Below are 21,819 nucleotides of genomic sequence, written 5' to 3'. Positions count from 1 at the left end.
GAGGCCATGAGCAACTCGGCGCCCCGGGCGCAAGGTCCGGACCGCCCCGCGAAGGCCGGTGCGAGCGGGCCGCCGAACCAGACGCTGGCACTGGCCGCGATGATGTTCGCGGTGTCGATGACGTTCATCGACCAGACCATCGTGGCGATCGCCGCACCCGACATCATTCACGAGCTGGGCCTCACCTCCTCGCAGATGCAGTGGGTCATCAACGCCTACCTGCTCACGCTCGCCGCGTTCTTCGCGCTCGGCGGCCGGCTCTCCGACATCTTCGGCCACCGCCGCGTCATGCTCTGCGGCACGCTCGTCTTCGTCATCGCCTCCGCGCTCTGCGGTGCCGTGCCGTCGGGGGAGTACGCCCAGGCGTGGCTGATCGGGTTCCGGGCGATCCAGGGCTTCGGCGCGGCCCTGATGTTCCCGGCAGCACTCGCCGTCGTCATCGCGGTGTTCCCGGTGGAACGGCGCGGGCGCGCGCTGGCGCTGTTCTTCGGCGTCTCCGGCGGGCTGACGGCCATCGGTCCGCTGCTGGGCGGCTGGCTCACCGAATGGACCTGGCGCGCCATCTTCTGGATCAACGTCCCCGTCGCCGTGGTCGCCATCGTCCTGGCACTGCTCGCACACATCCCCGAGAGCTCGGACCGGGAACCGCTGGACGTGCCGGGCACCGTGCTGATGGCGGTCGGCATGGGGCTGACCGTGCTGGGACTCCAGCAGTCCGTGTCCTGGGGCTGGGACACCTGGTCGACCTGGACGTGCATCGTGGCGGGGCTCGTGGTCCTGGCCTGCTTCTGCCGCTTCGAACTGGGCCGGCGCCACCCGCTCGTCAGACTCCAGGTCTTCCGGGACCGGGCGTTCGCGGTCGACATGCTCGTGCTCTTCTTCGCCATGACGGCCTTCGTGCCGGTGCTCTTCTTCGCCTCTGTGTACGCCCAGGTCTCCCTGAGCGCCTCGCCCAACCAGGCGGCGCTCTACCTCCTCTACTTCTTCGTGGGGTTCGCCCTCGCCTCCCAGTGGGGCGGCCGCATCCTGGACAAACGAGGCGCCCGCCCGGCCCTGAAGATCGGGTCCGCGCTCGGCGCGGTCGGCTTCGCGCTCTGGGCCGCCAAGCTGACGACGCTCTCGATGCACGACCAATGGCCGTACGCGGCGCTCGCCGGCGCCGGCATCGGCTTCCTGCTCGCGCCCGCCTCGACCGACGCCGTCAACCGGTCGATCGGCGCCTCCTACGGCGAGGTCACCGGCATCACGCAGACGGTCCGCAACTTCGCCGCCAGTATCGGCCTCGCGGTGTTCGGCACGGTGCTGACGCATGTCACGGTCAACCGTGTCGGCCAGACGCTGCGGGGCGAGGGCGTGCCGTCCGGCCCCGCCCACACCGCCGCCCGGCACATCGCGGAAGCCGTCACCGGGAACGCCGACGCGCGACAGCCCACGGGACACGGCAGGGCCGCCGAGCTCACCCGGGAATCGATGCAGGCCATCAGGGCGGACTTCGCCGAGGCGAACCAGTGGGTGTTCTACTCCATGGCCGGCGCGCTCGTGCTCGCGTTCATCTGTGCGCTGTGGCACCCGGGTACACGTGTGACGGAGGACGCCGGCACCGCACGCCCCGCCAACACGGCCTGAGGGCTGTCCCGCCAGGAATCGCAGGACAGCCCTCAGGAGGGTGTGCTTTCCGGTCATCGCGACGATGGGCCGGTCGTGAGGCCGGGGGATTCTTCCGTCCTGGTTCCCTTTCCGTCCTGGTTCCCTGCGGGTCTTGCCACACCAGGGGCGGTGAAGTTACCGTTTCCCGGTTATGTAAGCGCATACAGAAGCGGCGGGGCATTTCGTCGCAGAGCGCGGCGGCACAGCACGGGCACGGCACGGAAGGCAGCACAGTGACGGACACCCGACACGGACTGCGGGTCATGACGTTCAACTTGCAGGTCGACTGGGACGGTGCTCCGCACCCCTGGTCCCGGCGACGCGGTGCGGCCGTGGACCTGCTGCGCCGCGAACGGCCCCATCTGATCGGCACCCAGGAGGGGCTGTACGCCCAGGTGAGGGATCTGGAGGCCGGACTGGGACCGGACTACGGCTGGACCGGTCAGGGGCGCGAGGGCGGTACGCGCGGCGAGTACATGGCCGTGTTCCACGACCGGCGACGGCTGGAACCCCTCGCCCACGGACATTTCTGGCTCTCCGACACCCCGAAGGCTGTCGGCTCCAACACCTGGGGCGGCGGCTGCCCGCGGATGGTCACCTGGGTCCGCTTCCGCGACCGGCTCACCGACGGCGAACTGTGCGTGGCCAACACCCACTTCGACCACCTCGCGGAGGACGCCCGCCGGCGCTCCGCCCGGCTGCTCGCCGAGTGGCTGTCCACCAGGCCGGCGGACGTCCCCCACCTGGTGACCGGCGACTTCAACACACCGGCGGAACGCGGCGTCGCGTACGACACCCTGCTCGCCGGAGCCGACCTGGTCGACACCTGGGGCGCGGCCGAGGAACGCGGACCGGCCCTCGGCACGTTCCACGACCACGGGCCGCCCGGCCCGGACGGCGACCGGATCGACTGGATCCTCGCCTCGCGCGGCACTCGCGTCCGTTCGGCCGGCGTCAACACCTGCGCCGAGCAAGGACGTTGCCCCAGCGACCACTTCCCCGTCCAAGCGCTCGTGCACCTCGCACGGGCCGTCCCGGAGGATTCCGCCCCATGACCCCGTCCCGTCCCGCCCTTGAGTGGCTGGCCGACGCCGTCCTCTACCAGATCTACCCGCAGAGTTTCGCCGACTCCGACGGCGACGGCATCGGTGACTTCGCCGGGATCGAGTCAAGGCTTGACCACCTCGCCTGGCTGGGCGTCAACACCGTCTGGTTCAACCCGTGTTTCGCGTCGCCGTTCGACGACGCGGGGTACGACGTCAGCGACTACTTCTCGGTCGCCCCGCGCTACGGCACCAACGACGACCTCGCCAGGCTGACCGACGCGGCCGGCCGGCGCGGCATCCGCGTCCTCCTCGATCTGGTGGCCGGACACACCTCTGACCGGCACCCCTGGTTCACCGCCTCGGCCAACGACCCCTCCGACCACCGCTACATCTGGGCCGGCCCGGACCGGCGGCCGGACGGATTCGTCGCCTCCCCGGGCACCCGCCCCGGCTTCTACCTGCCGAACTTCTTCGAGTCGCAGCCCGCGCTCAACTTCGGCTACGGGCGCACGGACCCGGCCGAGCCCTGGCGGCAGCCCGTCGACGCGGAGGGCCCGCGCGCCAACCGGCAGGCCCTGTACGACATCATGGACCACTGGCTGTCGCTGGGCCTGTCCGGCTTCCGGGTGGACATGGCCGCCTCACTCGTCAAGGACGACCCGGGCCACGCGGAGACGGTCCGGCTCTGGCGCGAACTGCGCGGCCGGCTCGACGCCGCGCACCCCGGGGCGGCGCTGCTCTCCGAGTGGGGTGATCCGGCGGTCGCCGTACCGGCGGGATTCCACGCGGACTTCTTCCTGCAGTTCGGCGCAGCGGACGACGGACTGGTGCTGCGCTCCCTGTGGAACAACTTCGAGGGCACCGTGAGCGAGCAGTGGGAGCCGCGCGCCCCCTACTTCGACGCCGGGGGGCAGGGCTCCCCCCAGACCTTCCTGGACGGCTGGCGCCGGGCGACGGACATCATGGGCGATGCCGGATTCATCTCGCTGCCGACCGCCAACCACGACTTCTCCCGGCTCGCCTGCGGGCCGCGTACCGCCGAACAGCTCCCGGCCGCCTTCGCGTTCCAGCTCACCTGGCCGACGCTGCCGGCGATCTACTACGGTGACGAGATCGGCATGCGGTACGTACCCGGGCTGCCCGAGCGCGAAGGCAGCCGGCTCGGCCCGCGCTACAACCGGGCCGGCTCCCGCACTCCCATGCAGTGGGACGACTCGCCCAACGCGGGCTTCTCCACAGCCCAGGCCGACGCTCTCTACCTGCCCGTCGACCCCGCCCCGGACCGCCCCGACGTGGCCGCGCAGCGCGCCGACACCGGCTCCCTGCTGCACCTGGTCCGGCGCCTCATCGCGCTGCGCAAGGAGACCCCGGAGCTGGGCACGGCGGGGAGCACCGAGGTGCTGCACGCCGGCTACCCCCTGGTCCATGTGCGCGGCGGCCGGTACCTGGTGGTGATCAACCCCCGCCGCGAACCGGCCGAGGCCGACGCTCCGGCGGACACCGCGACCCCACTGGAGGCATCGGGCGTCACGGTTCGCGGCGGCCGTGTCCACGCGGACGGCTTCGGATACGGCGTCTTCCGGCTCTGACACCTGCCGGAACGGTCGGAGGGGGCCTCTCGCACACCGTGCGCGAGGCCCCCTCCCAGCAGAGCGGTGCCGTGCTCAGTCCACCAGGCCCTCGGTGGCCTTCTGGAGCTTCGCGGCCGTCGCGGCGGGGTCGTCCCCGGCCGAGACCTTCTCCAGGGCGCTGTCCATCTGCGCGGCGAACTCCTCCCACTTCGACAACGGCGGGATGTCCTTCGCGGTGGCGAGCGACTTCTTGAAGACGGCCAGGGAGGCACCGCCGTTCTTCAGGGCGGGCTGGTCCCAGGCGGCCTTGCTGGTGGGCAGCGCCTTGGAGGTCTCGTACCAGTGGGCCTGCATCTCGGGCGTGGTCAGGAACTTCGTGAACTCCTGGGCCGCCGCCCGGTGCCCACTGTCCTTGAAGGTGACCAGCGAGGCGCCGCCTACCCAGGAGCTGGAGCTCTTGCCGGCCGGGACCGGCGCGACCTTCCACTTGCCCTTCAGCTGGGGCTGCTGCTCCGCGAGGTTCTGGACGATCCAGGGCCCTGACACGAACATCGGCATCCGGTCGGCGGCGAAGTCCTTCACGACGTCCTGGCCGGGCACGAAGTTCTTCTTGGCGAGCCCCGCGTCGAAATAGTGCTGGAACTCGGTCAGCGCCTTCACCGACTCGGGGGAGTCCAGGGCGGGCTTCCCGTCCTTGCCGAGCAGCGAACCTCCGGCCGAGAAGAGGAAGGGGGCCCAGCCCTGCCAGGCTCCGGCGCCGCCGGGCTGGAGGGACAGCCCCCAGTCGGTCCCGGCCTTGTTCTTGTAAGCGGCGGCCATGGCCCGCATGTCCTTCCAGGTGGCCGGCGCCTTGTCGATCCCCGCCTGCTCCGCGAGGTCGGTGCGGTAGTAGAGGGCCCGGGTGTCGGCGTACCAGGGGACGCCGTAGGCGGTGCCGTCCACCACGTTGCCCTTCCAGGTGGCGGGGAAGAAGTCGTTCTCGTCGAAGACCTTGGTGTCCACCGGCTCCAGGGAGCCGAGTTCGATGAACTCACCCATCATGGTGGAGCCCATCTGGGCCATGTCGGGCAGCGTCCCGGCCGCCGCGGCGGACAGCAGCTTCTGGTGCACGACGTCCCAGCCGACCGGGGTCACCTTGACCGTGATGTTGGGGTGCTTCGCGGTGAACTCCTTGGCGACCGCCTGGATCCGGTTGCCCTCCTCGCCCATGGCCCACACGGTGAGGGTCTGCTTGGAGTCGGCCTTCGCCTGATCGGAGCCGCTGCCCCCACAGCCGGTCAGGGCGAGCGCCGTCACCGTCGTGGCAGCGGTGACTGCGGACCGGACGGTCCTGATGGTGCGGGTCATGCGGCTCCTCCGGCGGCTCATGTATGCGCATTCCGTAAGCGCATACATGACTGTGCGGCACGTCCCGGGGCGACTCAAGAGGCGTACGGATAACGCTTTGGCAAACCTACTTCCGCGACCCGCCCTAGAGGCGCACGGTCATTTTCACGCTCGCCCGGTCACCCGCCGAGAGGCCCAGTGGCCCCCGCACGGCGCCTTTCAGCGGGAGCAGGTAGCCGCCGTCCCTGGGGAACAGCGAGGTGGTGAAGGCGAGTTCACCGATGCGGGCCTCGACGGGGATCACGCCCCAGCCGTACGTGGCCATCGCGGCGACCTCCCGGATGTCGGCCGCCTCCTCCTCGGGCACGGTGACGAAGTAGAACGGCGAGGGCCCACGCCACTCGATCACGAGGCCGGTGAACACGACATTCATGGGGGGTGATCCGTTCAACGACGGGGAGCGGAAGGGAAAGCCCGGAACCTGGGCAGCCTACCGGCGGTGCGCCGGGGAGGCGGTGCGGGCCTTTCCGGTGCGCGGGCCTTCCCGGTGTGCATGCCTTCCTGGTGCGCGGGCCTGCCGCCGTCGTGACAACTCGTCTGCGGGTCCCGTCAGTTCTGGTGCCAGACCAGGGTGTACCGCCAGAAGACCCTGCGGCGGAGCCGGGCACCCGGCAGCACCTGCCGGGCCTCACCCGCGATGTCGGCGAAGCTCATCACCGCGGGCCGGGTGGGAGCGGTCATCGACACCGGCCGTGCCGAGCGGCGCCCCCGGTTCTTGATCAGGGCCATGGCGACGTTCAGCGGAACAGCGGCCGCACCGAGGAGCCGGTCACCGGCCGACTGCGCGCGGGCCAGCCCCACGACGACGAGTGTTCCGCCCGGCGCCAAGTGCCTGCGGAACACGCCGAGGGCGTCGGAGAACGGGAGATGGTGGAGGGCGGCGACACAGGTGATCACGTCGTAGGAGCCGGACGGTATGCCGGTGAGCGCGTCTCCGGCGGTGAAGACGACGGGCGCGTCCGGTGCGGTGAGGGTCCGTGCCCGAGCGACGATCGCGGGGTCGGAGTCCAGGCCCCGCACGGAGCCGGCGCGGGTGCCCAGCAGCCGGGCCAGGTCCCCGCTGCCCGAACCGATGTCGAGGGCGGTGCCGAAGCGCTTCGGGATCTGCCGCATGATCCAGCGGTGGTAATGGGCGTTGTGGTCCCACGGGCGGGCGGCGTGGAACCGTTCCAGCGCCGCGAGGAGCCGGGGCAGCAGTGTCGTCATCGCACCAGTCCATCACCCGTCGTCCCGAGGCGGACCGACGGCTCCGCGCGACCGTCAGCTGTCGGTCGCGGCGAACCGCAGCCAGTACGGATCACCGATCCGCTTGCCGACGCGAAGGGCGGCGTCCCGCACCGCCCTGCCGAACCGCTCCGGCATCCCGTCACTCAACTCCTGGGCGGGGAGCGCGATGCCGATCCCGAAGACCTGGCCCGTGTCACCGTCCAGGACGGCCCCCGAGATCCCGGCCACGCCGGGGACGTACTCGCCCCGCGAGAACTCCCACCCGTCGGCGCGGACCCGGGCCAGCTGAGCCAGCAGCTCCTCGCGGGTCTTCGGAGCCTGTCCCACGCTGTGCTCCAGGCGTTCGTCGACGAGGCGCGTGACCTGGGCGTCCTCCAGCCGCGCCAGCAGCGCCCGGCCCATTGAACTGGCGTACGCGGGTGCCCGGGTGCCCGCCGGGGTGTAGGCGTGCAGGGAGCCGATGGCGCTGACGCGCATGTGCAGCACGAGCGACTCGCTGCCGTCCAGGACATCGACGTACCCGGTGTACCCGGTGTCGGACACCAGCCGGGCGGCCTCCTCCTCCAGCAGGGAGACCGTGCCGCGCGAGGCGCGGTAGTGGTACGAGGCCTCCATGATCAGCTCGCCGGGGCGGTAGGCCCGGGTGGCCGGGTCGCGCTCCAGGAAGCCGTACTCGGCCATCATGCTCAGGGTCCGCGACACCGAACTCTTGGGAAGCCCGAGTTCGCCGGCCACGTCGGTGACGGTGACATCGCGCCGCAGGCGGGCCATGAGGCGCAGGACGTCCCGGGCATTGGCGAGTGTGCTCACCGTCTTCCTCCCTCTCCGGCCGCTCCCGGCCGTGTCGCGTCCGATGGTATGCCGCCCCGGGGCGGTGATCGTTCCGCCCACATTCTGAGACTTCTTGACGACGGGGCCCCTTCGATCCGATGATCCAGGGGTAGTCCAGATAATAGGACTCGGTTCCATATTCTAGAACTTTCAGTGACCGGGGCGGTGCCGCCACCGCACCGGCCCGTCAGGAGCACCCATGAGCCACGACGCCGGCACCCCCACGTCGGCCGGGGCGAGGGCACGTGTCGAACGGCTCGCTGCCTCCCCGCGACGTCATCCGCGCGCCCTCGCACCGGGCAACCTGATCCTCACCGTGGTGCTCAGCCTCTTCGGCGCCGTCGTCGGCATGCAGCTGCTCGCCACCCTGGGCATCACACCCAGCACCTCCCTCGTCGGCGCGCTCGCCGCGATGACGCTGGCCCGTATCCCGCTGGCCGCCTTCCGCGGCTACCGCTCGGTGCACGCCCAGAACCTCGCCCAGACCAGCATCTCCTCGGCGACCTTCGGCGCCGCGAACAGCCTGTTCCTGCCGATCGGCATCCCGTTCCTGTTCGGGCTGCCCGACATGGTGCTGCCCATGCTGATCGGGGTGGCCGCCGCGATGCTGGTGGACGCCTGGCTGCTGTACCGCCTCTTCAACACCCCCGCCTTCCCCGCCGACAACCCCTGGCCGCCCGGCATCGCCGCGGCCGAGGCCATCAAGGCGGGCGACGGGGGCGGCCGCCGCGCCAAGGTGCTCGGGGCCGGTCTGCTGGCCGGCGCGCTCGGATCGGCCTTCTCGCTGCCGATGTCGGCCTTCGGCGTCGCTCTGATCGGCGGTCTCGGCGCGATGATCGCGTTCGGCGCGGGCCTGCTGACCAGCTCGTACGCGGACACCCTGACCGGCGTCGACCTGAACGCGATCTACCTGCCGCACGGCATGATGATCGGCGCCGGTGTGGTCGCCCTGTTCCAGGTGGGGCGCGTCGTCCTCGACGGCCGTACCGGAAAGGCCACTACGACGACGGCGGCGAGCAGGGACTCCGGACGCCGCGTCGGCCGGTCGCTGGGCATCGGCGGCGGCGCCTATCTGGTCATCGCCCTGCTGCTGACCCTCGGCACCGGCATCGCCACCCATATGAGCCCCGGCATGCTGATCGGGTTCATCGTCTACGCGACGGCCGCCGCCTTCGTCCACGAGCTGCTGGTCGGGATCGCCGCCATGCACGCCGGCTGGTTCCCGGCCTTCGCCGTCGCCCTGATCACCGTCCTGCTCGGCATCCTCATCGGATTCCCGCCGGAGGCCCTCGTGGTCCTGGCCGGCTTCACCGCCGCCACCGGACCGGCCTTCGCCGACATGGGCTACGACCTCAAGACCGGCCACCTGCTGCGCGGCGGGGACGCGGATCCGGCCTTCGACCTGGAGGGCCGCCGCCAGCAGCTGATCGCCGCCATGATCGGCTTCGGTGTGGCGGTCCTCGTGGTGCTCGTCTCGTACCGGATGTTCTTCGACAGCGGGAAGGTGCCGCCCATCGACGCGGCCTATGTCGCCGCGATCAAGGCCGGCCCCTCCATGGAGACCGCCCGCAACCTCGCCCTGTGGGCGATTCCCGGCGCCCTGGTCCAGCTCCTGGGCGGGCCGCGCCGACAGCTCGGCATCCTGCTGGCCACCGGCCTGCTGATCACCACTCCCATGGCGGGCTGGATGGTCGCGGCGGGCCTGGCCTGCCGCCTGCTCGCGCCACGGGTGCTCGGCCCACGCGTCCAGGAGGACCTGGAGGTCTTCGCCGGCGGCGCCATCGCGGGGGACGCCCTCTACTCCTTCGGCCACGGCGCGTTCGACGCCCTGCGCAAGTAGCCGGACGGCCCGAACACCGGGCCGCCCTTCCGGACAGCCCCCTCAGAGAAGAAGAGAAGAATAGTGAAGCGACAGTTGACCCATGAAGACATCCGCGCGGCCGTGTACGGCGGCGCCGTGCTCGGCGGGGGCGGGGGCGGATTCGTCGGGCGCGGGCTGCGCACCGCCGAACTCGCCCTCCAGGTGGGTGTGCCGGAGCTGTGGACCGCCGACGAGTTCGCGCCCGAGGACCTCACCGCCACCGTCGCCCTGGTGGGAGCGCCCGCCGCGGCGGACCCGCTGGTGCTGCCCACGCATCTGCTGCGCGCCCTGGAGCTGCTGCGCCGCGACCTGCCGCGCCCGCTCGCCGCGATCCACACGAACGAGAACGGCGCCGAGACCACCATCAACGGCTGGTTCCACTCGGCGATGACCGGACTGCCCGTCATCGACCTGGCCTGCAACGGGCGTGCCCACCCCTCCAGCGTGATGGGCGCGATGGGGCTGCACCAGGAGGACGGATACCGCTCCGTCCAGGGCTACGCGGGCGGCAAGCCGTACACGTACGTCGAGGGCGCCGTCGCCGGCGGACTGGAGGCCACCTCGTCCGTGGTCCGGCGCGCGTCGGTGGAGGCGGGCGGCTGGGTGGGCGTCGCCCGGAACGCGATCGAGGTCGGTTACGCCACGCGGCACGGCGCGCCCGGCGCCATCGGCTTCGCCATCGAACTCGGCCACCGGTTCCTGACCGACGGCCCGGCCGGCGCCGCGCGGCACCTGGGCGGCGGGATCGTCGCCACCGGCACGGTCCGCGAGTACCGCTGCGAGCAGCGCGAGGGCCTGGACGTCGGCGTCGCCGTGCTGGACGACGCCGAGAACACCACGCTGCGCTTCGTCAACGAGTACATGACGCTGGAACTGGGCGGCGAGCGCAGGGCCGCGTTCCCCGATCTGATCACGACGTTCGACGAGGACGGCGCGCCGCTGGCCTCCGCCGACGTCGCGGTCGGCAAGGGGCTCAGTGTGCTGTGCGCCCCGGCCGCGAGCCTGCTGCTCTCGTCGACGATGCACATGCCCGAGGTGTACACCCCGGTCGAGGAACTGCTCGGCTTCTCCTTCGCGCCAGAGGGCAGGACGCTGGCCCACGCCTGAACCCAGACCGGGACGCGCTGCACCGAGCGGCAGTCGGCTGACTGTGCGCCAGGTACGCACAGTCAGCTGGGGATGTGACCTGGGTCACGGTCGATGTTTGCTGGATTTGCGCAAATTTATGCAAAATGGTGGCCGTGGAGCGTGTGCGCTGGTGGCGGTACCGGCGGCCGCCTGGCGCGGGGTGGCTGATGGTCCCGGATGAGCAAGCGGGAACGTCCGTGCGTCACCGGTTCTGTCGATCCGTCACTTTCTCCGAATTACGCCTGCACAGTTGTTCGTTGCCAGGTGTTGTTGAGAGTGAAGGGCGCACCACCGCGCACTTCCCGGGCTCGAAGAAGCGCCCGGCTCTCCGCACGAACAGAGGCTCGCGCCTGTGACGATCCACCTCGTAGGTGACCTGATGATCCTGGCGGTCACGATCCGCGTCTTCGGCAAGGACGCCCACACCCTGCTGCGCCAACTGGCGGCCGCAGGAGTCCGGGTCGGGGTGAGCGAGCTGAGCCGCCGTCCCCGTGACCGGAAGGAAGGCCGTTGACCGAGTACCGAAGCCGCACCCGTCCGGGCACAGAGCCGATGACCCAGCAGCTCCCCGACCTCTCGTTCACCGCCTTCCACCAGATGAACCGGCCGCGCTACATCCACTACGCCGAGACGTTCCTGCACAACCGCCACGATGCCGAAGAGGCGATCGACAGCGCCTTCGAGCAGCTTCTGCGCACCTGGGACAAGGTCCTGCTCGTCGAGAACCCGTCCGGCTACGCGTGGACCGTCATGCGCAACAAGGTCAACGATCACAGCCGCGCGCGCAGGCGCCGGCCCCCGCTGCTCGACGACGAGGCCTTCAACACCTTCGCCCTGCGCGACGCCGTTGATCCGTACGGGCAGATCACCGAGTCCCTCGCCCTCATGAGGGCCATGCGGCAGCTCACCGAGCGTCAGCTCGACGTCATGGTGATGACCTACCTCCACGGGCTCAACGCCCCCGAAGTGGCCGACGTACTCGGCATCACCAGCGCCACCGTGCGCTCCACGGTCCGGCACGCGACGCGCCGGCTGCGGGACATCCTGGGACCGGACCGCGCCATGGAAGGGCGACGATGACACGCCACATCACGGAGTTCCTCTCCCGCGCACGCCTCGTCACCACCCCCTACACCCAGGACGACATCAACGCCGCGGAGACCCGCCTCCTCGCCCGCCTCCACGCCGCCGGCCCGTCCTGTGCCCCGCCACCGGCCGTTCCCGTACCGGAGGAGCCGACGGAGCAGGAAGCGGCCCAGAACCTGCAGACCCTCTGCGAGACCGTCGTCACCCGCAACACCGCACTCAGCACCCTGGACACCTTCCTCACCCCGCAACTCCCCGAACCCCCGGGCGCACGGGTCCTGGGCTGCATCCTCCAGCTCGCGGAATCCGAGGAGAACGCCCGCTTCTGGTGGCAGTACGCGGCCGGCGCCGGTGACCCCGCGGCCTCCTACTGCCTCTACCTCCACCACCTCGCACTCGGTGAGCACGGTGAAGCCCGCTGGTGGTACGAACAGACTGAGCAGATCCAGAGCGCGCCCCCCTCCACCGACGACTTCGCCGACGCCGTGCCCGACGTCACCGCCGACGACGTGCCCGGCATCGTCAGTGACGCGCTCAACGCGGTGACGACCACCGACGCGAGCCTGCTGCCCACAGCGCTGCGCATCCTCGGCGCGCTCAAGACCGATCCGGCCCCGGTGCCCGCCATGGTCGGAGCCGTGCTCGACTACGTACCCGCGGCGGTCTGCCACACAGACGACTTCGAGCTGCCCCTGCCCGCCCCCGGCTTCACCGACCACATCCGCAGCCTCACCGCCGGCAGCGCACCCGCCCCCGGACGGCCCTCCGTGCGCAACCGGCTCCAGCCCCGCCCCAAGTCGGCCCGCCCGCTCATCGCCGCCGCCCGCAGGCAGCCCAAGTGGTGCTGGGGGTAGCGGCGGTCCTCAGCGGCGCCGGTCCCGGCGTCAGCAGCCAGTGCCACCGAGTGCCACGGCGAGCTCCGGTGCGTCGGGCGGGTTGGCACCGGCCCTCGCGACGGTCACGGCAGCGGAGGCCGCCGCGTGGCGCAGGACATCGGTGACAGTGGCCCGGTCCACTGCGCGGAGCCGCTCCCGTCCCCGCGCGCCGAGCAGCCCGTGTGCGGCGAGTGCGTGGAGGGTGCCCGACATGAAGGCGTCCCCGGCCCCCACCGTGTCCGCGACGTCGACGGGCGGCGCGCCGACCGACACCCGCCCGCCGGGCAGGACCGCCAGGGCCCCGTCGCCGCCCCGGGTGACCAGCACGAGGGCCGGTCCGGCGCCGAGCCACCGCTCGGCGACCCGCCCCGGCTCCTGACCCGGGTACAGCCACTCCAGGTCCTCGTCGCTGGCCTTGACCACATCGCTCAGCGCGACACAGCGCTCGACCTCGCGCACGGCCGCCTCGTGATCCCCCATCAGCTCCGGACGCACATTGGGGTCGTAACTGACCGTCGCGGCCGTCCGCAGCGACTCGACGGCGGCGACGACGGCGGAAGCACCCGGCTCCATCACGGCCGCGACCGACCCGGTGTGGATGTGCAGGGGTGGCCGTTCCAGGGAGACCGGGCCCAGCGTCCAGGTGATCTCGAAGGTGTAAGCGGCTCGCCCGGCGCCGTCCAGGGTGACGGCGGCGGACGGGGTCGGGGCCGTCGCACCGTCCGTGCGGACCTCGACCCCGGCACCGGCCAGATGGTCGCGGATCCGCCGCCCGTGGGCGTCCGGACCGAGCTGGGTGAGGAGGGTGACGTCGTGTCCGAGCCTGGCCAGGCCGTACGCGACATTGGCCGGGCTGCCTCCCGGGTGGACCCGGTCGGCGGCACCGGGCAGCCGGACGATGTCGGCGACGCATTCACCGATGACCAGCAGGTCGTTTCTGTCGAGCATGAGGGTGGGGTCTCCTGGACTACGAGGGCCGGACCGGCCGCGGGCGGCGCGGGTCCGGCCCGGAACCTCAGCGGCCGGCGAGCGCGCGGTCGAGGAGCGGCAGCAGTCGGTCCCAGTGTCGCTGCAGTCCGGAAGCGCTGAACGCGTCGGTGTCGGACATGGTGAAGCCGTGGACGGTGCCGGGGTAGACCTCGCAGCTGTGGCTGACGCCCGCGGCGTCCAGCGCCTGGTTGAGCTCGCTGAGGCTCTCCGGCGTCATGTCGCCCTCGGCCAGGCCGAGGTGCACCTGGGCGGATACCTCGGAGAACCCGTGGTGCGGGCTGTCGGGCGCGTCGGTGACCAGGGCGCCGGGGTGGAATCCGGCGACGGCCGCCACCTGGTCGGGATACGCGGCCGCGGTGCGCATCGCCAGGGTTCCGCCCATGCAGTAGCCGATCGTGGCGACCGGCCCGGCGCTGACCTCGGACTGACTGGTGAGGAACCCGAGGTAGGCCTCGGCGTCGCGCAGGGCGCGTTCGCTCGTGTGTGCCTTGATCAAGGGCATCACCTGGGCGAAGACCGCGGGCCGGGCCTCGGCGCCGATGTGCTCGGGAAGCTCGGTCACCGGTGCCGGACCGTGCCGGTAGAAGATGTTGGGGACGAGCACGTAGTACCCGTGCCCGGCCAGTTCACGTGCCATCTCCTCCAGCACCGGCCGCACGCCGAAGGCGTCCGGGTACAGCAGCACGCCCGGGTGCCGCTCCTCACTGTCGGGGAAGACGGCGAGTGCGTCGGCCCGGCCGTCGGCGGTGGGAATCAACAGCGTCTTGGTAGGCACGTTCTTCCTTCTTCGGACTGGTGCATACACCGTCGGAGGGCGACGGAGCGAAGACCTCAACCCGTGAGTCCGGCAAGTCAGTTCACTTTCGCCAGCAAAGTACAACCTGTACGGCAGCAAATGCAATGACTGTTGTGCCTTGCCCGCGGTGCATACCTCGTCCTCCGGCGGCAGCGGTGGCCGGGGAGGAATCAATCCATGAGACAGCGCACGGCGGGGGAGTGGCGGGCCGTCCTTCCGGGGCCTCGGTAGGCGCGGGCGGACCGGAATTTGCTGCCGCTCACGGATGTGATCCCTCGGCTCCCTCCGTCGCCCACCGGCCAGGACCGGCCGTACGAGTGACGGAGCGCCGCGTGAGCGGAGTCCGAGCAGCGCGGTTCCAGGGCCGGCCCGGCCCGGAACCAAGTGGCACGGGCTGATGGGTGATGAGCGTTGGATCACGGATGTACCGTGTCCGTACTTGAGTTCGAGCTGGCTGTGGCGGCCGCACGAGGAGACAGAACCATGAATGAGAACACGCTTTCCGCACCGCATCCCGCGAGCGCGCATCCCGCCCGCGTGTACAACGTCTGGCTGGGCGGGAAGGACCACTACGTCGTGGACCAGGAGGCGGCAGAGCTCGCCGCCCAGGCCAACCCGACGATCGTGCCGTCGGTCCGGGCCAACCGCGCCTTCCTCGGCCGCGCCGTACGTCACCTCACAGGCCTCGGTGTCCGCCAGTTCCTCGACATCGGTACGGGAATTCCCGCCGCGGCGAACACTCACGAGGTAGCGCAGGAGGCAGCCCCCGAATCGCGTGTCGTCTACGTCGACAACGACCCGATCGTCCTCACCCACGCGCGGGCGCTCCTGGTCAGCGGCCCCGAGGGGCAGACCGACTACGTGCAGGCCGATGTGCGCGACGTGGACGCGATCCTCGAAGCGGCGGCCCGCAACCTGGACCTCGACCAGCCGGTCGGCCTCATGCTCGTGGCGATCCTCCAGTACATCAAGGACACCGAGGACCCCTGGGACATCACCCGCCGGCTGCTGGACCGCCTTGCCCCCGGCAGTCACCTGGTGCTGTCGCACCCGGCCGCCGACGTCACCGCGCCCGAGGTCGCCGAGTCCATGCGGATCTACAACGAGCGAGCCGCCAGCCACGCCTCGGCCACTCCCCGCACCCACGCCGAAGTGCAGCGCTTCCTCGACGGCCTGGAGATCCTGGAACCGGGGCTGGTCACCCTGACCCGCTGGCGTCCCGGCCCGTCCGATATCGCGGACGACACCCTGCCCATGTGGTGCGCCGTGGCCCGCAAGCCGTAACGGCTCGGTTCACTGTCACCAACCGCCTTGCCTGCCTTGCCGGTCGGCCGGGGCCGGGCCGTCGGATCATTCCCCCGGCTCGGCGGCCTCGGCATCGGAGCCATGGTTACCCACCGGCCGGTGGCAGCGTGCGGAGAATGGCGGCGAGGCCATGGGGGTCGCGGCGGGCGATGTTGTGACCGACGGGAAGTTCGTGAACCCGCCAGGCCGCGTCGTCGCGCAACCGTTCGGTCAGAGCGAGGAACGGGCTGCCCGGCCAGCCGCCACCGCTGATGAACGTCCGGGCGGGCCGCGTGTGTCCGGAGTCGTCCCGCAGCCTGACCGACTGGATGAAGCTCGCCAGCGGGTGCGCTCGCGCGCGCGGATCGAGCCCGTCGGGGACTGCGACCCACCGGCCGTCGGCGCGGGATCCGGCGATGAACAACTCCCGGAAGCTGTCGCTGGTCAGGGACCAGCACGAATCCCCGTCGTCCGGAACATAGGCGTCGATGAAGACGAGGTGATCGAGGCGGGCGCCGAGCCTGTCCGCGACACCGGCGATCACCATCCCGCCGTAGCTGTGCCCGCACAGCGCCAGTGGTGCCCCGTCAGCGCCTTCGATGATCTCTGCTACCTGGTCGATGTGGGTGTCGAGGTTCGGCGGACGCTCCGTATCGACCGGGCCGTCCGGCTCCAGCCCCGCCAGGGTCACCGCCTCGACCTGATGACCGGCCCGGTTCAGCTCGGCGGCCACTGAGTCGAAGGCCCACCCGCCCTGCCAGCCACCCGGCACCATGACGAATTTCATCGGGCCATCGTAGGCGGCGAGATGCGCGACCGATACTGCTCGGAGCGGGATGCGACCGTGTTAGTACAACGTATTGACAAAGTGTGTTCACCGTTCGTACGTTCTTATCGCACCCAGCCGACGACCGGCCTGAGCGGCGGTAACCCCGCTTCCCCGATCGGTCGGCCGAACTCGCCCAGACCCCTACCGCCGCACCCCGCACGTGCGGCGCCGACGGGAGCGTGCAATCACCGTGACCACCCCCACCAGGCGGGCGCTCGTCGTCCGCGGCGGTTGGAACGGGCACCGGCCCGTGACGATCAGCGACGGATTCCTGCCGTTCCTCAAGGAGCGCGGGTTCGCCGTCGAGACCTCCGAGGACCTCGCGGTGTACGAGGACGCGGAGAAGCTCGCCGCCACCGACCTCATCGTGCACTGCTGGACGATGGGCACCATCACCCCCGAGCAGCGCGAGAACCTCGCCGAGGCCGTCCGGGCGGGCACCGGTCTCGCCGGCTGGCACGGTGGCATCGTCGACTGCTTCCACGACCACGGCTACCACCTGCTGACCGGCGGCAAGTTCGTGATGCACCCGCCGGGCTTCCACGACCACACGTACAACTTCCTGCCCGAGCGCGCGGACCACCCGGTCATCGCGGGCCTCGACGACTTCTCCGTGCACACCGAGCAGTACTGGGTCCTCACCGACCCGCGTATCGACGTCCTGGCCACCACCACCTTCCCGGCCGACGGACCGCACGACGGGCCCACTGTGATGCCCGCTGTGTGGACCAGGACCTGGGGGGCCGGCCGGGTCTTCGTCTCGACCATCGGGCACAAGCCCGACGACTTCGACGTGCCGCAGGTCCGTACGCTGACCGAGAGGGGGCTGCTGTGGGCGAGCCGCTGAAGCCTTTGAACGTCGGCATCGTGGGCGCGGGAAAGATCAGCGGCGCCTATCTGTCCACGCTGGAGCGGCTGACGTCCATGCGCCTCACCGCTGTCACCGACCTCGACGCCGGCCGCGCGCGGGCCGTCGCGGAGCAGGCCGGCGACGGGGTCTCCCTCGCGCCGACCGTCGCCGGCCTGGTCGCCCGCGACGACGTGGACGCCGTCCTCAACCTCACCGTCCCGGCAGCGCACGCGGACGTCGCGTTGACGGCACTCGCCGCGGGCAAGCACGTGTACGGCGAGAAGCCCCTCGCCGCCGACCGCGAGGAGGCCGACGCCGTGCTCGCCGCGGCGCGCGCGGCCGGACTGCGGCTCTGCTGCGCCCCCGACACCGTCCTGGGCACCGGAACGCAGACCGCCCGCAAGGCCGTTGACGACGGACTGATCGGCCGGCCGGTCGCGGCCACCGCCTTCATGACGACCGCGGGCCACGAGAAGTGGCACCCGGACCCCGAGTTCTACTACCGCCCCGGCGGCGGCCCCCTGCTCGACATGGGCCCGTACTACCTGTCGGCCGTGGTCCACCTGCTCGGCCCCGTGGTCAAGGTGACCGGTGCGTCCTCCCGGCCCCGCGCCGAGCGGACCATCGGCAGCGGGCCCCGCGCGGGGCAGACCTTCCCGGTCGAGGTGGACACCCACATCACGGGCGTCCTGGAGCACGCGGACGGGGCGCTGTCCACGCTGGTGATGAGCTTCGACGTGCGCGCCGCGCGACTGCCCCGCATCGAGGTGCACGGCACCGGCGCCTCGCTGTCCGTGCCGGACCCGAACCACTTCGACGGCCCCGTCGAGATCCACCGCGGCGACGGCTGGGAGACGCTGCCCGTGTCGGCCGGATACCGAGGCGCGGGCCGGGGCGCGGGCCTCGCGGATCTGGCGGAGGCGCTCCACGGCGGCCGCCCGCACCGTGCGTCCGCAGAGCTCGCCGCACATGTCCTGGACGTCATGCTCACCCTCATGGACGCGGCGGACGAGGGCCGGGCACTGCCGGTGACCACCACGTGCGAGCGCCCCGCTCCGGTGGCGGACACCAGCCTCTGACCTGCCTCGACCGCCGACGAGCCCCCTGACAACACCCCGCCCGCTCGACAACACCCCGCGTCAGGACACCTCGCACGGCGCCCCGTCGAGCCCGGCGCCCGCTCGCAGCAACAGGAGATCCCTCTCATGCACGACGACCGGAACCTGGTCGAAGCACGTCTGGACCGCGTCCTCAGGGAACGTATCCGTCCGGCCGTCCACCCCGTCACCACCCCCCTGAACGTGGAGATCTGGTCCACGTCGGGCGAACCCGTCCCCGTGGCCGAGGGCCTCACGGCGCCGAACCGTCCCATCACCCCGGGCACCGCGTGGGGTGCGCCGTGGGGGACCAGCTGGTTCAAGGTCACCGGGACGGTTCCCGCTCAGTGGGCGGGCCGCACCGTCGAGGCCGTGCTCGACCTCGGCTTCACCCCGCGCACGCCCGGCTTCCAGTGCGAGGGCCTCGTACACCGGCCCGACGGCACCCCGGTCAAGGGCCTCCACCCGCGCAACTCGTACGTCCGCGTCGGATCACCGGTGGCCGGCGGTGAGCAGGTCGACTGGCGCATCGAGGCCGCCTCCAACCCCGACATCGACGCGAGCGGCGTGCCGTTCCAGCCGACGCCGATGGGGGACAGGGCCACCGCCGGTGATGCGCCGCAGTACGTGCTCGGCGAAATGAACCTCGCCGTGTTCGACGAGACGGTGTGGAACCTGGTCATGGACCTGGAGGTCCTCGGCGAGCTGATGGCGGAACTGCCGGTGGAGGGAGCGCGCCGCTGGGAGATCCTCCGGGCGGTCGGGCGGGCGCTCGACGCCGTCGACCTCCAGGACGTGAACGGTACGGCGCGGGCCGCGCGCGACGAACTGGCCGGTGTGCTGGCCGCCCCGGCCGCTCCCGCCGCGCACCGCATCAGCGCGGTCGGGCACGCGCACATCGACTCCGCCTGGCTGTGGCCGCTGCGTGAGACGGTGCGCAAGGTGGCCCGTACGACGTCGAACATGACGGCCCTCCTGGAGGACGAGCCGGACTTCGTCTTCGCGATGTCGCAGGCCCAGCAGTTCGCCTGGATCAAGGAGCACCGCCCCGAGGTGTACACGAAGGTCAAGAAGGCGGTCGCGGAAGGCCGGTTCGTGCCCACCGGCGGAATGTGGGTCGAGTCGGACACGAACATGCCGGGCTCCGAGGCGATGGCCCGTCAGTTCGTGCACGGCAAGCGGTTCTTCCTCGACGAGTTCGGCATCGAGAACGACGAGGCGTGGCTGCCCGACACCTTCGGCTTCGCGGCCGGGCTGCCGCAGATCATCAGGGCGGCGGGCTCCAAGTGGCTGCTGACGCAGAAGATCTCCTGGAGCAAAACGAACACGTTCCCGCACCACACCTTCCAGTGGGAGGGCATCGACGGCACCCGGATCTTCACCCACTTTCCGCCCGTCGATTCGTACAACTGCGAGATGAGCGGCCATCAGATCGCCCACGCCGCACGCAATTTCAAGGAGAAGGGCGTCGCCTCCCGGTCACTCGCACCGACCGGATTCGGTGACGGCGGGGGCGGCACCACCCGCGAGATGGTGGCCAAGGCCGCCCGAATGGGAAGTCTCGAAGGATCGGCGACCGTGGTGTGGGAGACCCCAGCCGGTTTCTTCACCAAGGCCGAGGCCGAGTACCCCGACCCGCCCGTCTGGGTCGGGGAGCTGTACCTCGAACTGCACCGCGCCACCCTCACCAGCCAGGCCCAGACGAAGCGCGGCAACCGGCGCAGCGAATCGCTTCTGGCGGAGGCCGAGCTGTGGGCCACGACTGCCGCGGTACGGACCGCGTTCCCCTACCCCTACGAGAATCTGGACCGGATCTGGAAGACGGTGCTGCTGCACCAGTTCCATGACATCCTGCCCGGCTCGTCCATCGCCTGGGTGCACCGCGAGGCGCGTGAGACCTACGCGCGGCTCGCCGCGGAGCTGGAGGACATCATCGGCGCAGCGCAGCGCGCGCTGGCCGGTGACGCGTCCGGTGGCACGGAGCTGGCCTTCAACTCGGCGCCGCACAAACGTGGTTCGGTACCGGCCGGCGGCGCTTCGCCCCGGCCGGCCCACAACGAGGCGGTGGTCCCCGTACCGCTCGACGGTGGCGGATACGTCCTGGACAACGGGCTGCTGCGGGTCGAGATCGACGGACGCGGCCTGGTCGTCTCCGTGTACGACCACGGCGCGGAGCGCGAGGCCATAGCGCCGGGGCAGGCGGCCAACCTCCTCCAGCTGCACCCGGACTTCCCCAACCAGTGGGACGCCTGGGACGTCGACGCCTTCTACCGGAACGTCGGCGCAGACCTCACCGAGGTCACCGAACTCGGCGTCGAGGGAGCGGCGGTGCGCGTCGAGCGGGCCTTCGGCGACTCCCGCGTCGTCCAGCTCCTGACGGTCCCGGCCCGCGCCAAGCGGCTCGACATCGCCACCGAGGTGGACTGGCACGAGACCGAACGCTTCCTGAAACTGGCCTTCCCCCTGGACGTGAAGGCCGACCGGTACGCCTCCGAGACCCAGTTCGGCCATGTGTACCGGCCCACCCACCAGAACACGAGCTGGGAATGGGCCAAGTTCGAGGCCTGCAACCACCGTTTCGTGCACGTCGACGAGCCGGGCTGGGGTCTCGCGATCGTCAACGACGCGACGTACGGCCACGACGTGACGCGTGCCGTGCGGACCGGGACCGACGCAGGCACGACCACGACCGTCCGGGCGTCGCTGCTGCGTGCGCCCCGCTACCCCGACCCCGAGACCGACCAGGGCGTCCACCGGTTCCACCACGCGCTGGTGCCGGGCGCGACGATCGGTGACGCGGTCCGCGAGGGCCACCGGGCCAACCTGCCGGAGCGCCGGATCACCGGCTCCGCCGCGGAGGTCGCGCCACTGGTGACGGTGGACAACGAGGCCGTCGTGGTCAGCGCGGTGAAACTGGCCGACGACCGCAGCGGTGACCTGGTCGTACGACTCTACGAAGCGCATGGCGGACGGGCCCGAGCCACCGTGCGCGCCGACGGCTTCGCCACCGCGAGGGCCGTCCCGACCGATCTCCTGGAGCGCCCGCTGACCGACGCCGAACAGCCCGCGGAGAACGCCGGCGGCGTGGTGCTCGCGCTGCGGCCGTTCCAGCTGGTCACCCTGCGGCTGCCCCGCGCCTGACGACGTGCCGCCCGGGACGGCGGCACCCGTGTCGGGACGTCGGCGGCGCACAGCCCGCCGCCGACGTCCCGGTGGGCCGGACGGCCGGTACGTAACGGAAGAGGACCGAAGAGGACCCATAGGACGGGGCCGTCGGCCTCGCGTTCCGGCCCTTCCAGATCCGCACGGTGCGCC

At 71.2% G+C, this 21,819-nt stretch carries 19 protein-coding genes; 12 read left to right on the top strand and 7 right to left on the bottom strand.

The window, feature by feature from the left end; translation table 11 throughout:
* The first annotated feature begins 6 nt into the window (after nt 1-6).
* From ACZ601_RS13730 to ACZ601_RS13720, 3 genes are all read left to right on the top strand, one after another.
* Complete coding sequence (locus ACZ601_RS13730; protein WP_469536903.1) at nt 7-1,626, top strand: MFS transporter; 1,620 nt, start codon at nt 7-9, stop codon at nt 1,624-1,626.
* A gap of 284 nt (nt 1,627-1,910) precedes the next feature.
* Nucleotides 1,911-2,702, top strand: coding sequence for an endonuclease/exonuclease/phosphatase family protein (locus ACZ601_RS13725; RefSeq protein WP_469536900.1), 792 nt, complete (start codon nt 1,911-1,913; stop codon nt 2,700-2,702).
* Nucleotides 2,699-4,282: an alpha-amylase family glycosyl hydrolase gene (locus tag ACZ601_RS13720; protein WP_469536897.1), complete on the top strand. Its 1,584-nt coding sequence runs from the start codon at nt 2,699-2,701 to the stop codon at nt 4,280-4,282. The genes ACZ601_RS13725 and ACZ601_RS13720 overlap by 4 nt, the downstream gene beginning before the upstream one ends.
* 75 nt (nt 4,283-4,357) lie before the next feature.
* Here the strand turns inward: ACZ601_RS13720 and ACZ601_RS13715 are convergent, their stop codons facing one another.
* The 4 genes from ACZ601_RS13715 to ACZ601_RS13700 all read right to left on the bottom strand — a co-directional run bounded on the left by ACZ601_RS13715 (nt 4,358) and on the right by ACZ601_RS13700 (nt 7,687).
* On the bottom strand, nt 4,358-5,611 hold the full coding sequence (locus tag ACZ601_RS13715) for a sugar ABC transporter substrate-binding protein (protein ID WP_469536894.1): 1,254 nt from the start codon (nt 5,609-5,611) through the stop codon (nt 4,358-4,360).
* 124 nt (nt 5,612-5,735) lie between these two features.
* On the bottom strand, nt 5,736-6,023 hold the full coding sequence (locus ACZ601_RS13710; protein ID WP_469536893.1) for a DUF1905 domain-containing protein: 288 nt from the start codon (nt 6,021-6,023) through the stop codon (nt 5,736-5,738).
* Nucleotides 6,024-6,199: 176 nt separating this feature from the next.
* Nucleotides 6,200-6,856: a class I SAM-dependent methyltransferase gene (locus tag ACZ601_RS13705; RefSeq protein ID WP_469536891.1), complete on the bottom strand. Its 657-nt coding sequence runs from the start codon at nt 6,854-6,856 to the stop codon at nt 6,200-6,202.
* A gap of 54 nt (nt 6,857-6,910) precedes the next feature.
* Nucleotides 6,911-7,687, bottom strand: a complete 777-nt coding sequence (locus ACZ601_RS13700) for an IclR family transcriptional regulator (RefSeq protein WP_440575002.1) — start codon at nt 7,685-7,687, stop codon at nt 6,911-6,913.
* Nucleotides 7,688-7,907: 220 nt separating this feature from the next.
* Between ACZ601_RS13700 and ACZ601_RS13695 the strand changes: the two genes are divergently transcribed.
* From ACZ601_RS13695 to ACZ601_RS13675, 5 genes are all read left to right on the top strand, one after another.
* Nucleotides 7,908-9,548: an OPT/YSL family transporter gene (locus tag ACZ601_RS13695; protein ID WP_469536888.1), complete on the top strand. Its 1,641-nt coding sequence runs from the start codon at nt 7,908-7,910 to the stop codon at nt 9,546-9,548.
* Nucleotides 9,549-9,623: 75 nt separating this feature from the next.
* Nucleotides 9,624-10,676: an S-methyl thiohydantoin desulfurase domain-containing protein gene (locus tag ACZ601_RS13690; RefSeq protein ID WP_469536886.1), complete on the top strand. Its 1,053-nt coding sequence runs from the start codon at nt 9,624-9,626 to the stop codon at nt 10,674-10,676.
* Between the two features lie 373 nt (nt 10,677-11,049).
* Nucleotides 11,050-11,211, top strand: a complete 162-nt coding sequence (locus ACZ601_RS13685; protein WP_440575005.1) for a hypothetical protein — start codon at nt 11,050-11,052, stop codon at nt 11,209-11,211.
* Complete coding sequence (locus ACZ601_RS13680) at nt 11,208-11,777, top strand: sigma-70 family RNA polymerase sigma factor (protein ID WP_311307524.1); 570 nt, start codon at nt 11,208-11,210, stop codon at nt 11,775-11,777. Before ACZ601_RS13685 ends, ACZ601_RS13680 begins: the two co-directional genes overlap by 4 nt.
* Complete coding sequence (locus ACZ601_RS13675; protein WP_469536884.1) at nt 11,774-12,637, top strand: hypothetical protein; 864 nt, start codon at nt 11,774-11,776, stop codon at nt 12,635-12,637. Before ACZ601_RS13680 ends, ACZ601_RS13675 begins: the two co-directional genes overlap by 4 nt.
* 30 nt (nt 12,638-12,667) lie before the next feature.
* Here the strand turns inward: ACZ601_RS13675 and ACZ601_RS13670 are convergent, their stop codons facing one another.
* Together ACZ601_RS13670 and ACZ601_RS13665 are read right to left on the bottom strand one after the other, a co-directional pair.
* Nucleotides 12,668-13,606, bottom strand: coding sequence for a carbohydrate kinase family protein (locus ACZ601_RS13670; protein WP_469536882.1), 939 nt, complete (start codon nt 13,604-13,606; stop codon nt 12,668-12,670).
* A 67-nt stretch (nt 13,607-13,673) separates the two neighbouring features.
* Complete coding sequence (locus tag ACZ601_RS13665) at nt 13,674-14,423, bottom strand: dienelactone hydrolase family protein (protein WP_469536880.1); 750 nt, start codon at nt 14,421-14,423, stop codon at nt 13,674-13,676.
* 504 nt (nt 14,424-14,927) lie between these two features.
* Between ACZ601_RS13665 and ACZ601_RS13660 the strand changes: the two genes are divergently transcribed.
* Nucleotides 14,928-15,728 carry an SAM-dependent methyltransferase gene (locus ACZ601_RS13660; protein WP_440578761.1) on the top strand — a complete coding sequence of 267 codons (801 nt, stop codon included), beginning with the start codon at nt 14,928-14,930 and terminating at the stop codon, nt 15,726-15,728.
* Nucleotides 15,729-15,834: 106 nt separating this feature from the next.
* On the opposite strand, the gene ACZ601_RS13655 is transcribed toward ACZ601_RS13660, so the two are convergent.
* Complete coding sequence (locus ACZ601_RS13655) at nt 15,835-16,515, bottom strand: alpha/beta fold hydrolase (protein WP_469536878.1); 681 nt, start codon at nt 16,513-16,515, stop codon at nt 15,835-15,837.
* Nucleotides 16,516-16,747: 232 nt separating this feature from the next.
* On the opposite strand from ACZ601_RS13655, the gene ACZ601_RS13650 reads away from it, so the two are divergent.
* From ACZ601_RS13650 to ACZ601_RS13640, 3 genes are all read left to right on the top strand, one after another.
* Nucleotides 16,748-17,404 (top strand): ThuA domain-containing protein, encoded by a 657-nt coding sequence (locus tag ACZ601_RS13650; RefSeq protein WP_440578759.1) that lies wholly within the window; start codon nt 16,748-16,750, stop codon nt 17,402-17,404.
* On the top strand, nt 17,389-18,486 hold the full coding sequence (locus tag ACZ601_RS13645; protein ID WP_469536876.1) for a Gfo/Idh/MocA family protein: 1,098 nt from the start codon (nt 17,389-17,391) through the stop codon (nt 18,484-18,486). Before ACZ601_RS13650 ends, ACZ601_RS13645 begins: the two co-directional genes overlap by 16 nt.
* A gap of 126 nt (nt 18,487-18,612) precedes the next feature.
* Nucleotides 18,613-21,645 carry an alpha-mannosidase gene (locus tag ACZ601_RS13640; RefSeq protein WP_469536874.1) on the top strand — a complete coding sequence of 1,011 codons (3,033 nt, stop codon included), beginning with the start codon at nt 18,613-18,615 and terminating at the stop codon, nt 21,643-21,645.
* Nucleotides 21,646-21,819 lie beyond the last annotated feature (174 nt).

The sequence above is a fragment of the Streptomyces sp. NPDC104307 genome (genome assembly GCF_055584045.1).
The sequence above is the reverse complement of the archived record's forward strand: the minus strand, read 5'-3'. Positions and strand labels throughout refer to the sequence as shown.

Coding starts and splice junctions, on each gene's coding strand:
- ACZ601_RS13730 (WP_469536903.1), top strand. CDS start 7: ATGAGCAACTCGGCGCCCCGGGCGCAAGGTCCGGACCGCCCCGCGAAG.
- ACZ601_RS13675 (WP_469536884.1), top strand. CDS start 11,774: ATGACACGCCACATCACGGAGTTCCTCTCCCGCGCACGCCTCGTCACC.
- ACZ601_RS13695 (WP_469536888.1), top strand. CDS start 7,908: ATGAGCCACGACGCCGGCACCCCCACGTCGGCCGGGGCGAGGGCACGT.
- ACZ601_RS13660 (WP_440578761.1), top strand. CDS start 14,928: ATGAATGAGAACACGCTTTCCGCACCGCATCCCGCGAGCGCGCATCCC.
- ACZ601_RS13655 (WP_469536878.1), bottom strand. CDS start 16,515: ATGAAATTCGTCATGGTGCCGGGTGGCTGGCAGGGCGGGTGGGCCTTC.
- ACZ601_RS13725 (WP_469536900.1), top strand. CDS start 1,911: ATGACGTTCAACTTGCAGGTCGACTGGGACGGTGCTCCGCACCCCTGG.
- ACZ601_RS13640 (WP_469536874.1), top strand. CDS start 18,613: ATGCACGACGACCGGAACCTGGTCGAAGCACGTCTGGACCGCGTCCTC.
- ACZ601_RS13715 (WP_469536894.1), bottom strand. CDS start 5,611: ATGACCCGCACCATCAGGACCGTCCGGTCCGCAGTCACCGCTGCCACG.
- ACZ601_RS13670 (WP_469536882.1), bottom strand. CDS start 13,606: ATGCTCGACAGAAACGACCTGCTGGTCATCGGTGAATGCGTCGCCGAC.
- ACZ601_RS13710 (WP_469536893.1), bottom strand. CDS start 6,023: ATGAATGTCGTGTTCACCGGCCTCGTGATCGAGTGGCGTGGGCCCTCG.
- ACZ601_RS13705 (WP_469536891.1), bottom strand. CDS start 6,856: ATGACGACACTGCTGCCCCGGCTCCTCGCGGCGCTGGAACGGTTCCAC.
- ACZ601_RS13720 (WP_469536897.1), top strand. CDS start 2,699: ATGACCCCGTCCCGTCCCGCCCTTGAGTGGCTGGCCGACGCCGTCCTC.